The 14,184-nt window shown below is 57.6% G+C and carries 14 protein-coding genes; 8 read left to right on the forward strand and 6 right to left on the reverse strand.

Annotated elements, in window-relative coordinates; genetic code table 11:
• Positions 1-2: 2 nt before the first annotated feature.
• The 4 genes from VI123_RS02845 to VI123_RS02860 form a co-directional block, all read right to left on the reverse strand.
• On the reverse strand, positions 3-1,811 hold the full coding sequence (locus tag VI123_RS02845) for a hypothetical protein (protein WP_336336548.1): 1,809 nt from the start codon (positions 1,809-1,811) through the stop codon (positions 3-5).
• Positions 1,808-2,038: a hypothetical protein gene (locus VI123_RS02850; RefSeq protein WP_336336549.1), complete on the reverse strand. Its 231-nt coding sequence runs from the start codon at positions 2,036-2,038 to the stop codon at positions 1,808-1,810. The genes VI123_RS02845 and VI123_RS02850 overlap by 4 nt, the downstream gene beginning before the upstream one ends.
• A 5-nt stretch (positions 2,039-2,043) precedes the next feature.
• On the reverse strand, positions 2,044-2,475 hold the full coding sequence (locus VI123_RS02855; protein ID WP_336336550.1) for a hypothetical protein: 432 nt from the start codon (positions 2,473-2,475) through the stop codon (positions 2,044-2,046).
• A 113-nt stretch (positions 2,476-2,588) separates the two neighbouring features.
• Positions 2,589-3,071: a type IV pilin N-terminal domain-containing protein gene (locus VI123_RS02860; RefSeq protein ID WP_336336551.1), complete on the reverse strand. Its 483-nt coding sequence runs from the start codon at positions 3,069-3,071 to the stop codon at positions 2,589-2,591.
• Between the two features lie 496 nt (positions 3,072-3,567).
• Between VI123_RS02860 and VI123_RS19375 the strand changes: the two genes are divergently transcribed.
• Positions 3,568-3,822: a DUF7692 domain-containing protein gene (locus tag VI123_RS19375; protein ID WP_455429069.1), complete on the forward strand. Its 255-nt coding sequence runs from the start codon at positions 3,568-3,570 to the stop codon at positions 3,820-3,822.
• Positions 3,823-3,920: 98 nt separating this feature from the next.
• Entirely contained in the window at positions 3,921-4,943 is a 1,023-nt protein-coding gene (locus VI123_RS02865) for a hypothetical protein (RefSeq protein ID WP_336336552.1), read from the forward strand.
• Positions 4,944-5,505: 562 nt separating this feature from the next.
• On the opposite strand, the gene VI123_RS02870 is transcribed toward VI123_RS02865, so the two are convergent.
• A complete protein-coding gene (locus tag VI123_RS02870; RefSeq protein ID WP_407066974.1) occupies positions 5,506-5,832 on the reverse strand; it encodes a helix-turn-helix domain-containing protein in 327 nt (108 codons plus the stop codon).
• A gap of 440 nt (positions 5,833-6,272) precedes the next feature.
• Here VI123_RS02870 and VI123_RS02875 point away from each other — a divergent pair, with 440 nt between their 5' ends.
• The 3 genes from VI123_RS02875 (at position 6,273) to VI123_RS02885 (ending at position 9,252) form a co-directional block, all read left to right on the forward strand.
• Positions 6,273-7,265: a tyrosine-type recombinase/integrase gene (locus VI123_RS02875; protein WP_336337368.1), complete on the forward strand. Its 993-nt coding sequence runs from the start codon at positions 6,273-6,275 to the stop codon at positions 7,263-7,265.
• 454 nt (positions 7,266-7,719) lie between these two features.
• Positions 7,720-8,070, forward strand: a complete 351-nt coding sequence (locus VI123_RS02880; protein WP_336336554.1) for a hypothetical protein — start codon at positions 7,720-7,722, stop codon at positions 8,068-8,070.
• 147 nt (positions 8,071-8,217) lie between these two features.
• Positions 8,218-9,252: an NAD(P)/FAD-dependent oxidoreductase gene (locus tag VI123_RS02885; protein WP_336336555.1), complete on the forward strand. Its 1,035-nt coding sequence runs from the start codon at positions 8,218-8,220 to the stop codon at positions 9,250-9,252.
• A gap of 269 nt (positions 9,253-9,521) precedes the next feature.
• Here VI123_RS02885 and VI123_RS02890 read toward each other — a convergent pair whose 3' ends face one another.
• Complete coding sequence (locus VI123_RS02890; protein ID WP_336336556.1) at positions 9,522-10,304, reverse strand: IclR family transcriptional regulator; 783 nt, start codon at positions 10,302-10,304, stop codon at positions 9,522-9,524.
• Between the two features lie 540 nt (positions 10,305-10,844).
• Between VI123_RS02890 and VI123_RS02895 the strand changes: the two genes are divergently transcribed.
• From VI123_RS02895 to VI123_RS02905, 3 genes are all read left to right on the forward strand, one after another.
• Positions 10,845-11,942 carry an ABC transporter ATP-binding protein gene (locus tag VI123_RS02895; protein WP_336336557.1) on the forward strand — a complete coding sequence of 366 codons (1,098 nt, stop codon included), beginning with the start codon at positions 10,845-10,847 and terminating at the stop codon, positions 11,940-11,942.
• Between the two features lies 1 nt (position 11,943).
• Positions 11,944-12,744, forward strand: a complete 801-nt coding sequence (locus VI123_RS02900) for a creatininase family protein (RefSeq protein ID WP_336336558.1) — start codon at positions 11,944-11,946, stop codon at positions 12,742-12,744.
• A 62-nt stretch (positions 12,745-12,806) separates the two neighbouring features.
• Entirely contained in the window at positions 12,807-14,183 is a 1,377-nt protein-coding gene (locus VI123_RS02905; RefSeq protein WP_336336559.1) for an ABC transporter substrate-binding protein, read from the forward strand.
• The last annotated feature ends 1 nt before the right edge of the window (position 14,184 follow it).

Raw genomic sequence — 14,184 nt, forward strand, 5'->3', positions numbered from 1 at the left:
GATTAGTTCTGAAGAACGACGATACCGAGCAGCGTGCCGATGACGGCCAGTGCCACGACGGGTGGAACACTGCCGCCACCGAGCAGGCCACCGCCGGCTGACTGCTGTAGGGCCTTCTTACGAGCCTCTATCTGTGCGCGTTTGTATGCGAGGTCCTCGTACTGCTGTTTGAGTTCGGTAACATTCGTCGTCTTGTAGGTCGTCTTCTGGATAGTGACGTTTCCAGTAGTCTCACCACTCGTTGTAGTGATTCTGTTGATCGTGAAGTTACTCTGTAGTTCGACGATTCGGTCACTGGTGACGACGTACTGCGTGCCACCGATCTGGTTGGGGTTGTAGGTTGAACCGTTCTCGAACTGACCGCTGGCAGGGTTTTCCTGCGAGAACAGGACGCCTTCGTACTGTGTCCCGGATTCGGTTGTAACGTTGAAGCTCCCGATCTGGTCGAAGTTCTCCGGGGAGTTCTGTCCCATCAGGGTCAACTGTGCGGCGGTCCAGCCCTGGAAGTCGTCGCCTGCAGACTGTTCGGATGCCAGTACGTAGGGGTCAACGAGGTCGCTACTGTTGATTTCACCACTCTGATAGGCGCTGTAGGTGTTTTCTGCCAGCGTGTCCATCTCGCTTTGGACTTGGATGTTCTGACTCTGGATTTCAGACCATTCATTGCCGAATTTCGTCCATGCTAATGCCATAGCGGCCTGGTTCGTGGTATCGTGAGGTTTGGTTTTGAGTCCGTCAACCGTCACCTCGCACGAGGTACAGCCAGAGGCGTGGCCCGACATGGACCCGTCAGGTAGCGCACCGCCAGAATAGCTGTTAGCCTCATTCTGAACGGTGTTTTCGATAGAAATGGAGATGGTATTACTCTCAATAGTCGTTCCGTTGACTGTGGTGAGTGTAGTTGTTCCAAGCCCTGTAAGCGTGGTTTTGGCGTCACTGTCTGATACTGATTCGTTCACAGTCTGGTAGTTCGCGGACACTCCCGAGGTGTCACTGGCCAACTGCCGGTTCTGGACGAACAATTCAGTGGTAATCTGCCACTGAGTATTCAGATTCTGCTGTTTTACCGTGTAGAAGTCTGCTACAGCCTGTTTTGCGTCCTGTTTTGCGGCTGACTTGCTATCCCCGTTGTTCAGGGCCTTGATATATGCGTTCTTACCGATAATGCGGGCCTGAGTCTTGCTATCGGACAGTTGGTTAGACAGCGTGGTGTGGTAATTGTCGTTCGATGCCTTTTGATTCAGCGTGGACTGGTAGATTTCTAGGCGAGTCTCTTGAGCGTCCAACCCCGTCGTGTTGACGGTTGTACTGCCCGGTAGCGGGGTTCTGTCGAGTTGAAGTACCTGGGGCATCACCGACTCCCCGATCTGCTCGCTCAGGTCGTAGGTGAATCCGGGATCTCCGCCCGTGTCTCCGAGGAATTTGCCGTCATCGCCGGGTGTCCATGCATCCGTGACACCGCCCTTTGACATTGATACCGGCCCATCAGCGCCTTCGACGCGGATAGTGAAGGACTCATACGCACCTGCGTTTCGGAAGTGTGCGCTATTCTGAGAGCCGCTGACGGTCTTTTTCAGAATCGCCGTGTTGTTGCCAGCGGGCGATTCGTCGGTAATCACCGTGATGGTCGTCTCGGACGACACATCGAAGAGGTCAATCTTGACTTTGTGCGGACCTGTCTCGAAGGTTTTGGTCACTGGCCCGGAGTCCGTAGCCGTCTCCGTCGACTGAGCCAGCGCAGGGCCAGCGGCCCCAACGACGGCGGAACAGACGATGAGTGCGGCGAGCAGGACCGAGCGGGCGCGGGTCACTGTTTGCGCCCTCCGTCGGTTTCGACCTGCTCGACACTGGTACGAACGTCTTGGTCGTCAGCGCCAGCCGCTGTATCTCGTTCTTTGACGTGGTGGGCCCCGATCATGCCAGCTGCGGCGATGGCCGGAACGACGACGGGGAAGGGGTCGCCAACGATGGCCGCCGAGATTGTGGACGCAGAGACGCCGATAGTGCCCACAAGCCCATAGCTGAGTATGCGATCCATCGGATTCACCCCAGGTAGCTGATAACGTAGTAGCCAGCGGCCTCGACGGCGACGACGGTGAGGCCGATAGCGGCCGAACCGACCACAATATCCTGCGCGCCGAGGATATTCAGCCCGGTGAACAGGACGATGACGAGCGTCCCGAGCGCGAGGTAGGTCTCGACAGTGGCCGACCCCTTGGCGATATCCACGAGATCGGTATTGAGCTGGTAGTTCTTGTTACGACTCTCGTTGACGCGGTTGGTGGCGTATGCCATCGCCAAGGCGACGAGCGACAGCAGAAACGCGAGGTCGATGCTCGTGCCCTGGACGGTGAACACAGAGGCGGCGAGGTCGTAGCCGAGCAGACTGATTGATGCGATACCGTTGGTGACGAACGCGCTGGCGGTGAAAATCACACCGGCCAGGGCGTCTTCGATGTCTATCTTTCCGAACATAGGGTACTCATCCGCTCGAAGCGGACGAGAGACAGGCTCGCGTGTTTCGGTAAAAGCCAGGTAGCTGCCGATAGATGACTCTGTGGAATCGATAAAAAATGAAAATAGGGACGTTATGCGTCAGGTCCGCTATCTTCTGCTAACGTAGCAGAGGTATCGCCTTCGACAGGCTCGTAGACAACTCTGATGTCGTAAGCACCTGAGGCTTCTACATCAACGGTCTGGCCTGCAGTAATCTCAGAACCGCCAGTGTAACCGGCATCTTCCCAAGATCCGGTTGCAGTACCGTCGATTATGTATGTCGCACTTGAGTCACCGGTATCAGTAATCCCACTCCCACGAACATAGAGTTCCTGTGCCTCTATCGAATCGCCACCATCGTGGGTGACAGTCACATATCCATTCCCGTCTCCACCGACTTCGTTGTAGTCGAATGAGAAACTGGCCTGCGGGGTTGCTTGCTGAGCCTGGTCACCGAGACCGAGCACGAATGATGCGATGACAGCCGCAAGAATCACTGTAATTGCGACCATCAGGATAACGCCGATAACTGGGGAGACGGCGTCATCGTCACGGAATAGTTCTTTCAAGTCCATTACGTCTACTCCACATCTGTATATCATATTAAAACCGATTTACTGTTAGGTTAACACTTCATTGTTCAAACCTGGCTTGAAGCCGATATAGATCGAATTGAAAGTGTGCGCCAAGGGGGGCCTGGATCTGACCCCCTGGTTTGGAGACCAGTATTACCCTTTTGATTTCAGCGGGAACCAACCCGCAAACGCCTTTTCAACAACTTTTCTGATATTGATTCCGGTTTCAGAATGCTACAAGGTGGTCTTGAACTCGGTTTTGGCGCTACAAAACCGAGCTTCGACTGAAACCATGGGGTTGCAGCTCGAAGATTGCGCTTGACGCGATATGCACACGAGAGGGAACTGGCCGTGTGCACACTCATAACCAATTGGGTGGGACCAACGGTGTAATCGTGCCCCGGTGGGCATGGCCTGCAGCAGTCTTTATTAGTAATCGAGCTTCGAGTTAGCCGAGAATACCTGTCTTTTGACCTCGTGTTCACGAGTGGGCTGTATGCGAATCCGCGAAGATGGTAAGCACGCGCATCGCACGGATACTATTGAGCAGGCTGCCGAGTTCTGGGACTGTAACAAAACGAAGGCACTCATGCGCTCAGCCGAGTTCTCTTGGCGAATCGACGAGCAAATACAAACCGTGCTGTGTCGGGACGATCTTACTATTCGACAGAAGCGAGAGATAGGTCAGGCTCTGAGTATAGCCGGAGTATATGAGATTGAGAGTACACAATCACTAACGATTCAAAAATAGGGCGCCATCTATAACTCTTGAACAACTCCGATCTGTTCAACTACCTCTCCGATCCATAGTAAAGAATATATCCAGACGATGAATTGATATTTCTATTCGTGTCTACCTCTGGTGATGGTAATCAACCGATTGGGTCAAAATCCGGGATTATTGAGTTAGTCCGAGTCGTTAATCGTATAAAACATATTTCACCTACCGACCGGAATCGTGAAAAAGAATTCATTGTCCGAAACAACGCGGACGAAGAGAAAACCTACATATTCTTGCCGCTTGTTGATTTTCGTCTCAATTTAGAGGTTTTTGATGAAGATGAAACAAAGCTCAATTACTTTCCCAACAGAGAGGTTGATAACCTACTTAGTGAACTTAAACAGGTTGATCCGGACGCTCATGAAAATATAAAAAACCGGTTTGGTGGTATCAAATATAAACTGCTCATCCAACTCCCAGAAGATAAGCCTATCAAACCTGGTGAATTGCGAACAGTTAAAATCACATTTGGTCAGTCTGAAGCGGTAAAATACCGTCGAATTTCAGATCCTAGTCTTTTTTCGGGATGGGTGCGCAACTGGAAACGAAAATTTTTTACTGTTCCTTCGTTCGTTGCCCGAGCCAAGAAGCTCTCAAATCATACTCACTCTGAACTCTTTGTTGTTGAAGGACCACGAGAATATTCTACTGTAGCCGAGAAGTCTTCTAAACACAAGGACCGCGATGGTTTCTATGAAAACGGTTATGGTAAAGACACTAGGGTTCTCTCAACTCGGTTACCAGAGGCTACTGGTGGTGATTATACATGGGACATGAAGTATGAACTACTATCTGACAGACGCGGCTTAATGAGGCTATTAGCTGTCTTTTGGGAAATTAGCTTCTTTACCGCCCTGTTGCTGATTTTAGCACAGATGCTCCACTTTACGGATTTTATTTCGCTTGTGTTCAGTGTTTCTGGAATCACATACGGAGCGATCTGGCAGACATTCTCGGCCGGAATGATATCAGGGATTATTGGTGTAGTCTATGCTGTCCGGGCTGAGTGGGCGGAGCGATATCGGATTCTCTGCCTAATCCCGCTATTGCTTCACATTTTGTCATGGACTCTCTGGTATCTAATTCCTTAATAACGGGTGGGGGTTCTATGGGAAGCGTACAAGTATCTACAGCACAGAGTCTCTGATATGACGAAAGAGAATGACGATACTGAGCAGGTCGGCCGGAAGGGAGAGGCATTACGTCAACTTGCTAGTGTCGCCATCTCTGGCAGTAGCGTGCAAACTGAACCGGGGACCGACCCGGACGAAATCTCAACAGACGGGTGAGAATTCATTTTTGCAAGATTAGTATTTTTCACACTCTAACCGAGAAATTATATCTTCTCACTCAGAACCTTTTTTGCTGACGGCCAAGGCTGATTACTCGCATCCAGTCTTCCCTCTAGGTACCGCAATCCGTACCCCGTGATATCGTAGTTCTGGAACTGACGGGTCAGTGGTTCGATCATCTGTGCGTACGTGAGCATCCGACAGCGCTCACGTACACGGCCAACAGAGGCACGAAGCGATACTTTCTGGGCAATGTATCGAGGTGATGACCAACCTTCGGCTTTCAGTATTTCGAGAATCCGTTCATCTAACGGGACCATCCATTTGGCGGGCTTGCGTGACATGATTCAGGGCAACGTCGTCAGCTGTTGATTCCGGGACCGTCAGCCGCATCAGCACCATTTTCTCCGTCGGAAGATCCGCCACCGTTGATATAGCGTTCTCTTTCAGCGTCGTATTTTTCTTCGAGGTACGCTTCTCCCTCGTCAGTGAGGACGTAAACTCCATTTCCGAGAGCGCGAAGGAGGCCGTGTTCGCTAAGTTTCTGCAGTCGGCGAGAAACCGTGGACTGGGCAATATGGATCTCATCTCGCTTTGCGAGCTCCGTTGAGGTTCCTGATTCCTCTTCGCGGATTATCTCCAGTATTCGGTCATCCCAGATAGTCATCCAAGATCCTGACTGACGCATTCAATTCCCACAAGAGTATAGAGTATCTTATTTCTCACTAACAATTCGAATTGAGGCTACCAATGCATTTATGCATAATCGGCCTGTTTGTGGATATGCGAAGCACCCGATTCGGTTGAAGATGACTCTCCTTGGTTCGTGATGAACGGGCGGTCTGGTACACCGCCCGAAAAGGTGGCTTCGCGCTCTGTAGACGATGAGCGAATCCACCATTACGGGGCTACAGCCCCGCACGAACACCGAAGCATCGCAATCGAATAGTTCTGACGACGGTAGTTGCGCCACCTGTCGAGCTGACGCTGACGGGATTGATGCACGGACCCTCAAGCCGATATGTTCAGGCTGTGCAGCCCGTAGCTTTGAGGATAGGCGGTCAGTTGCGGTGGTGAGAAGGCATGAGTAACAATCTCCAACCACTGAAACCGGGCCGCGCCGTCGATATGTACCTCAAAGCCCGACAGGACGAACTGACCGAATCAACGATTCAGTCACAGGAGTATCGGTTAGAAGCCTTCGAGCAGTTCTGCCGCGAAGAGGGCATTGAGAACTTGAACGACCTCTCGGGCCGCGATCTGTACGCCTATCGCGTCTGGCGGCGTGAAGGAAACGGGAAGGGCCGCGACGAGATCGAGCCCATAACCCTTCGCGGGCAGCTGGCCACGGTCCGTTCGTTCCTCCGATTCGCTGCTGAGGTAGATGCAGTACCCGAGGATCTTCGGACGAAGGTCCCGCTGCCGACGATCAGCAACGCTGGTGAGGTGAGTGCATCGACGCTTGATCCCGAGCGTGCTGATGTGATTCTCGATTACTTCCAGATGTACAAGTACGCATCAAGGGTCCACGTCATCGCCCTGTTGTTGTGGCACACCGGAGCCCGCATGGGCGCGATTCGTGGGCTGGATATCGATGACTGCGAACTCGAACAGGACAATCCGGGCATCCAGTTTGTCCATCGCCCACAGACCGATACGCCGCTAAAGAACGGGGAGAAGGGGCAGCGATGGAACGCTATCAGTGACCACGTTGCCAACGTTTTGCAGGACTACATCGACGGGCCGCGTGAACCGGTTTTCGACGAGCATGGGCGTCGACCGCTCATTACGACTTCGCAGGGTCGTGCTTCCACGTCGACGTTCCGGACGACGATGTACAGGGTTACCCGACCATGCTGGCGGGGAGCGGAATGCCCGCATGATCGTGACCCGGATGAGTGCGAAGCTACGTCGAATCGGAAGGCTTCGACGTGCCCATCCGCTCGGTCACCACATGACGTTCGGAGTGGCAGGGTTACCGCGTATCGGCGTGAGGATGTCCCGCGCCGTGTGGTGTCGGACCGACTGAACGCGAGCGACCAGATTCTCGATAAGCATTACGACCGCCGTGGCGAACGTGAGAAGTCCGAACAGCGCCGTGATTACCTCCCTGAAGTGTAACAATGACTCACCGACTTACTTTTAGTAACCGCATGACGGAACCGCGAAACCGGCAGGGCCCATATCTGCGAGAGTGTCCCAGTTCCGGTGAATGGTCTAGGTGTGAGAGGCACAGCAGTACTGTGACGCCGTGGTCGTCGTCCGTGCCTGTTCGTGGACGTACCTCACCGGATACGTCAGGAGCATCGCGACGACCCCCGCTGGCACGCCGCGCCAGCGCCGGAGCGCGGGACCCGCCAGACGGCAGTGCTGGCGATGCAGCCCCACGGAACGACTCGCTACAGAACGCTGCACTGCTGCCTATCACGTTTCAGGCGACAGGTCGACGGAATCCCCACTTCCAATATCCCCCCGGTCGAAAGTTCGTCCACTGATGGTTCCCGCCCCCCTTCTTACGACCGGGTTCCTCGTCTGTGGCGCGTTTACCGTCGTTCTGGGGTGCGTTCACTTTGCTATGCCGTGGCTCCTGGACTTCGACGGCGCGATACCGACCGAGGGTGACTCGCTGCGTCCGCTCACGCTGCTCGTCGTCACGTACCAGACGAAGCGGTCGGACATCCGCGGAATCGCACAGATTATGAACCACGCCGTCAGCTACGCCCTCGTCTCGATTGGAATCCTCGATTTACTCGCGTCGCGCTGGCTTGCGGCGTGGTTCGCGCCGTACCTGCTCGTCTGGATAGCTGGCTGGTGGTTCCTCCGCGCGGCGACCCAGCGCCACATGGGGTCCCGACCGGGTGACTGGCTGGTCGCAGCCGGGTTCACACTCATCGGCGCGTTTCATCTCGCGGTCGCTGTGAGCTAGCGAACCGGGTCGCTCACGGCCTCCTCGGGGAGCGGACACCGATTTCCGCCCGAACCAGTCGTAGCGGTCGTCGCCGACGCTGTCGGACAGGGGAGCGTGGCTCGCCGGAGCCGGAGGGTTCTCACACCTCCGGACACAACGACGAGCATGACACGAGTCGGCGTTGTCGGTGCCGGAGCGGGCGCTGCGGCGCTCACACACGTGCTGGACCGCACGACTGATGCCGAAGTGACGGTCCTAGAGAAGTCCGGCGGGCTCTGTGGCCGCGCGGCCACCCGCCGGCACGGGGACCTGACGTACGATTACGGCGCTAACTACCTGAAGTCCGACGACGGCCGCGTGAACGACCTCGTCAGTGAGGTGCTCGGTACGGACGGGCTGGTGGATGTCACGGAGCCGGTGTACACGTTCGACCGTGATGGGGCGGTGTCGCCGGGTCGAGCGGCTGACGAGCACAAATGGAGCTACGGAGCGGGGCTAACACAGGTCGCCAAACGACTGTTCGGCGGGACCGACGCGACCGTCCACCGGCGCACAAGAGTCGAGAGTATCGCTAGGGACGATGGCAGCTGGACCCTGACCGATACGGACGGCACGGAGTGGGGGCCGTTCGATGCGCTGGTCCTGAACCCGCCGGCCCCGCAGACCGCCGCCCTCCTGCGTTCGACTGACTGGCATGACGACCGCCGCGACGCGCTGCTGGCGGCCGTCGAGGCCGTCGATTACCGCGCCGTGTACACAGCGGTGCTACACTACGAGTTCGAGCTGGACCGGCCGTACTACGCGCTGGTGAACACGGACAAGGAACACGACGTGGGCTGGATTGCTCGCGAGGAGTGCAAGGCCGGCCACGTCCCCGACGGACAGAGCCTCCTGGTCGTCCAGTCGGTCCACGACTGGGCCATCGAGCACTACGACGACGACGCCACGGAGAACGTCGCCGCGCTCGCGGGGATGACAGCCGATATTATCGGCGACGACCGACTGGCGGAGCCAGCCTGGAGCGACCACCAGGGCTGGCGGTACGCCCTTCCCGAGGGCGGCGTGGCTAGCGGGCCCGTCGACAGCGCCGAGGACGCTGGGCTGTACTGCGTGGGCGACTGGGTGCCCGGCGAGGGCCGTCTCCACGCCGCCATCCGGTGCGGACTGGATGCCGGCGAGCGGATGGCCTACGCGCTCTGAGCGGTCGGCGCTGGGTGATTGGTGCAGACCGGGCAGTACGGAAGCCACATGCCGTACGTAACCATTTTCTCGGTGGAGTTTCCAGTCGACGGACTCAGCGTTTCAACCGGTATGAGAGTCTCTCAGGGCACTATAGGGTACTTGACCCATCGACCTGTCACAGTACGATTGTCTGTGTTATGGCGAAACCGATGAGAGAAAACCGCTACGTAGTGCTGAATTTGCCAAGAGTACATACAAAATACTGCTATAAGGGAAATATGGAGCTGTCATCCATCGATAGTGCTGTATTCGTAGTACTGGCTGCGAACTTCGATTTCGTTTTTCGTATATCTGAGCATATCCAGCAGTCTGGCCATATAATTGGACGTGAATCTGTCTCTGGGACCGGTAATTCCGAGCGAGACCATGACTTTATCTTCTTCGTCGAATATGGGAACGGCGACACCGCGGACGCCTCTGAGGTGTTCTTCGTCGTCTATCGCGTAGCCCTGCTCGCGAATCCGCTCCAGTGCCGATTCGAGCTCGTCCCGTGATGTCAGCGTCTCGTCCGTCCCTTTCGGGAGTCCATGCTCCTCGACGATACTGGTCCGTTTTTCGCGTGGGAGGTTCGCGAGAATCACCTTCCCGAGCGACGTCCAGTGCATCTCGGTGTGGTTGCCAATCGGGATTTCGTCCCCCGCGGCTTTCTCACCGGAACTCCGGTAGAGAATCACCCTCTGTCCGTTCTCTTCGATACCCGCGCCGGCAATCTCGCCCGTCTCGTCGCTGAGTTCCTTGACCTTGTTCCGGAGGAGTCGGCTGGCGTCTAGCCGATGGCGAACGCTCCCACCGTGTTCGAGAAATCGAAACGAGCGCCGATACTTCCCCGACTCCTTCACCACGTAGTCCCGCTCCACGAGCGTGTTGAGGTGAATAAACAGCGTGCTCGTGGGGAGATCTAGGTGCGTCGCAAGCTCGGAAAGGCCCACGGGTTCGAGTTTTGTCAGCGCGGATAAAATATCAAACGTCGTTTCGACGGCGCTGATAGTTTTCGTATCTTGGTTCGACATGTCCCTCTCTATTTCGTCCAGGATAAAAAACATTCCCCCAGTATAGAATATCTTTCCAATCAGATTGAAAACAGCGAAGTTTCCGCCAACTCGCCCCTTCTAACAAGAGTACGCGTGTTATTCTGAGTGGAATGGATACCCGCGAATACTGACAACAACTCACACGAATCTGTCAATTAGTCGTGTATGTGTGGAATTTGGCTGGAAGAGCCCCTCTCAGTACACTCTCGGGATATCACAGATAATTCAGTCCGGACCGCGTGACAGTTTCCAACAGGGTTGAAAGCGAATCCGACGAGTTCGCTTTCTGGAATATCTGCTGTACAGAACCGTTCTATGTCCCGTTTTGAGATTACGGCGACCGCTCAGAGTAACGACGAACGAGTCGAATCACTCGGTTAAAACACAATTACAGCGCCAGACGACTGAAAATCGAATACCCGACGTCTCAAACGGCGGTTTTCGACGTGTTTGTGCGACACAGAGTCGCTCTCACTACCAACTTTTATTACCCAGGCTGTGGATTACTCTCCTATCCGTATGAGTGAGGTTACACTGTCGAACGTTAGCAAGGTATACGACGACGATGTCCTTGCGGTCAAGGAGTTGTCCCTCTCGGTGTCGGACGGTGAGTTCGTCGTCGTCGTCGGCCCGTCGGGGTGTGGGAAATCGACCACGTTGCGGATGATAGCGGGTCTGGAAACCGTGACGGCCGGCGAAATCGCCATCGGTGACACAGTCGTCAACGACGTCAGGCCACAGGACCGGAACATCGCGATGGTGTTCCAGAGCTACGCGCTGTACCCGCACATGACCGTGCGTGAGAACATGTCGTTCGGGCTGCGTCTCTCGGGGGAGTACGACGAGCAGGTCGACGAGCGGGTCGAGGAGGCGGCGGAACTGCTCGAGATATCCGACCTCCTGGAGGACTTGCCCAAACAACTCTCCGGGGGGCAACAGCAGCGGGTCGCGCTCGGGCGGGCAATCGTCCGTGACCCCGAGGTGTTCCTGATGGACGAGCCGCTGTCGAACCTGGACGCGAAGCTCCGAACCCAGATGCGGACCGAAATCCAGCGGATTCAGGAGGAACTCGACGTCACGACCGTCTACGTCACCCACGACCAGACCGAGGCGATGACGATGGCCGACCGCATCGTCATCCTCAACGACGGCGAACTCCAGCAGGTCGACCCGCCCGAGCGGTGCTACGACGAACCGAACAACAAGTTCGTCGCGGGCTTCATCGGCTCGCCCTCGATGAACTTCTTCGACGTGACCGTCACTGCCAGCGACGGGGGCACCCGATTCGAATCGCCGGCCGTCGACTTCGAAATCGACCTCGACATCCCGGACGGCGACTACACGCTCGGCGTCCGGCCGGAGGACTTCGTGGCCGGTCAGGGGGGCGAGTACATCGACACCGTCGTCGACGTCGTCGAGCCGATGGGGTCCGACAATTTCCTCTACCTGCAGACCACGGGCGATTCGAAAGAGGTCGTCGCGCGGGTGGCCAGCGAATACCGGCCACATCGCGGCGACGAGCTCTCGCTGGGATTCGACACGGACGACATGCACCTGTTCGACCCTGACGGCGAGCGCGTGGCAGTGACCGAGTTGCAGGCGACGGAGTCGGTGTAAGATGCTGTACGAGACCATCGGCCGAAAAGACAGCGAATGGGCCGGAAAGACCGCGAGAGACGTCCGTGCGGTCGGCGAGCAGTCGGGGTCGGTACTGATTGTCCCGGTGGGGAGCGTGGAGCAACACGGCGACCACTTGCCGGTCGTCACCGACACGCTCCTGGTGGAGGCGATGGTGGACGCCGCCGTCGACCGCCTCGACGAGACGCCCGTGCTCGTCACGCCGCCGGTCTGGAGCGGCTTCTCGCCCCACCACCTCACCTTCGGCGGCACCCTCTCGCTGGAGTTCGCGCACCTCCGGGCGACGCTCGAAGACATCGCCCACACCGGTATCGAGAACGGGTTCGACGCCGTGCTGTTCGTCAACGGCCACGGCGGGAACGGGCCGCTCATCGACGCCGTCGTCAGCACCGTCGGTACCGAGACCGACGCGGAAGTCCTGGGGACGACGTACTTCCGACTGGCGGCCGACGCCACCGAGGAAATCAGACAGAGCGGGACCGGCGGAATGGCACACGGCGGGGAGTTCGAGACGTCGCTCATGCTCGCGATACGGCCGGACCTGGTGGGCGACCCCACAGTCCGAGACGCCGAGCCGATGGACGAACACTACCGGTGGGCCGGCCAGGACTTGCTCGACGGAGGGCCGGTCTCGGTGTACCGGCCGTTCGACGCGTACTCCGGGTCCGGCGCTATCGGGGCCCCCGAACAGGCCAGCGCGGAAACGGGGCAACGGCTCCGGTCGGCAATCGGCGACGAACTCGCGGCGCTGCTGGTCGCGATTCACGAACACAACGCGTGAAAATCAACGAAATATGACACGAACGACAATCATTATATACGTGGGGCATGGTGACAATAACGATGCAGTCCAGTAACAATCCCGAGTCTAGCGAGGACAGTCTCGACCGACGGCAACTGCTTCAGGCGCTCGGTGCGGGCGGTGCCATCGCTATCGCGGGGTGCAGTGGCGGCGACGGCGGTGACGGTGGCAGTGGTGACGGGAGCAGTGGCGACGGCGGAAGCGGCACCGACGGCGGGGACGGCGGAGACGGCGGCTCTCAGAGCATCCAGTTCCTCACCATGGGCGTCGGCGACAACATCCAGCAGTTCTTCGAGGAGAACAACGCGGCCTTCGAGGAGGAGTACGACGTCGACGTGGAGTTCACCAGCGTCACGTGGGACAACGCCCGCCAGACGGTGAACAACCGCGTCGACGGCGGCCAAGCGCCGGACGTGAGCCGCTGGCCGGCGCGGTGGATTCCCCAGCTCGTCGGCAAGGACGCGCTCGAACCGCTCGACGACATGATGGACGGCGAGTTCGGGCAGAAGTTCTCCGAGGGCGTCGCGGCGGGGACGATGTACAACGGCTCACACTACGGCGTCCCGTGGGCCGCCTCGAACAAGTGTCTCTACTACAACAAGGACGTGTTCGAGACGGCCGGGCTGGACCCGGAGAACCCGTCGCTCGACACCTGGGACGACATGCTGGCGGCGGCCCAGCAGATACGCGACAGCGACGCGAGCGTCCCCGCGCTCGGACTCGCCGGAGCCGACGCCATCGAGACGGGGTCACAGTATTACCACTACCACTGGTCCCACGGCGCTGACCTGGTGAACGACGAGGGCCTGCCGGTCGTCAACACCGACGGGGCCGTCGACGCCCTCTCGTTTTACACCGACCTCCACCTCGAACACGGCGTGACCCAGTCCTCGCCGCTGTCCTCGACCCGACAGGACATCCGGCAGCTGTTCGAGAACGGCGACCTCGGCATGGTCATCGGCCACGTCTACACCGGGCTCAACATCGACTCGGCCAAGGAAAGCGGCGACGTGGACTTCGACTACGGCATCGTCCAGGTCCCCGAAGGGCCCGAGGGGCGGTACAGCCTCTTCACCATCGACGCCATCACGATTCTGAGCCAGAGCGAGCACAAGGACCTCGCCCGGGACCTGATTCGGTTCTACTTCGACGAGGAACGCCGGTTCCAGTACTCGCAGCAGAAGGGGTTCCTGCCGGTCGTCGAGGCAGTCGGCGAACGGCCGTACTTCTCCGACTCGAAGAACTGGGCCCCGTTCGTCGAAGCGAGCGAGTACGCCCGTGCGCGGCCGAAGCTCAGTAACTTCAGCCAGTTCAACGACCGCATGGTCCAGGCGATTCAGGAGGCGCTCGCCGACCAGAAGACGCCGCAAAAGGCGCTCAACGACGCACAGAGCGACCTCGAAGATGCGATGGAGTGAG

Origin of the sequence: Haloarcula sp. DT43, assembly GCF_037078405.1 — an archaeon.
Lineage (GTDB): Archaea > Halobacteriota > Halobacteria > Halobacteriales > Haloarculaceae > Haloarcula > Haloarcula brevis.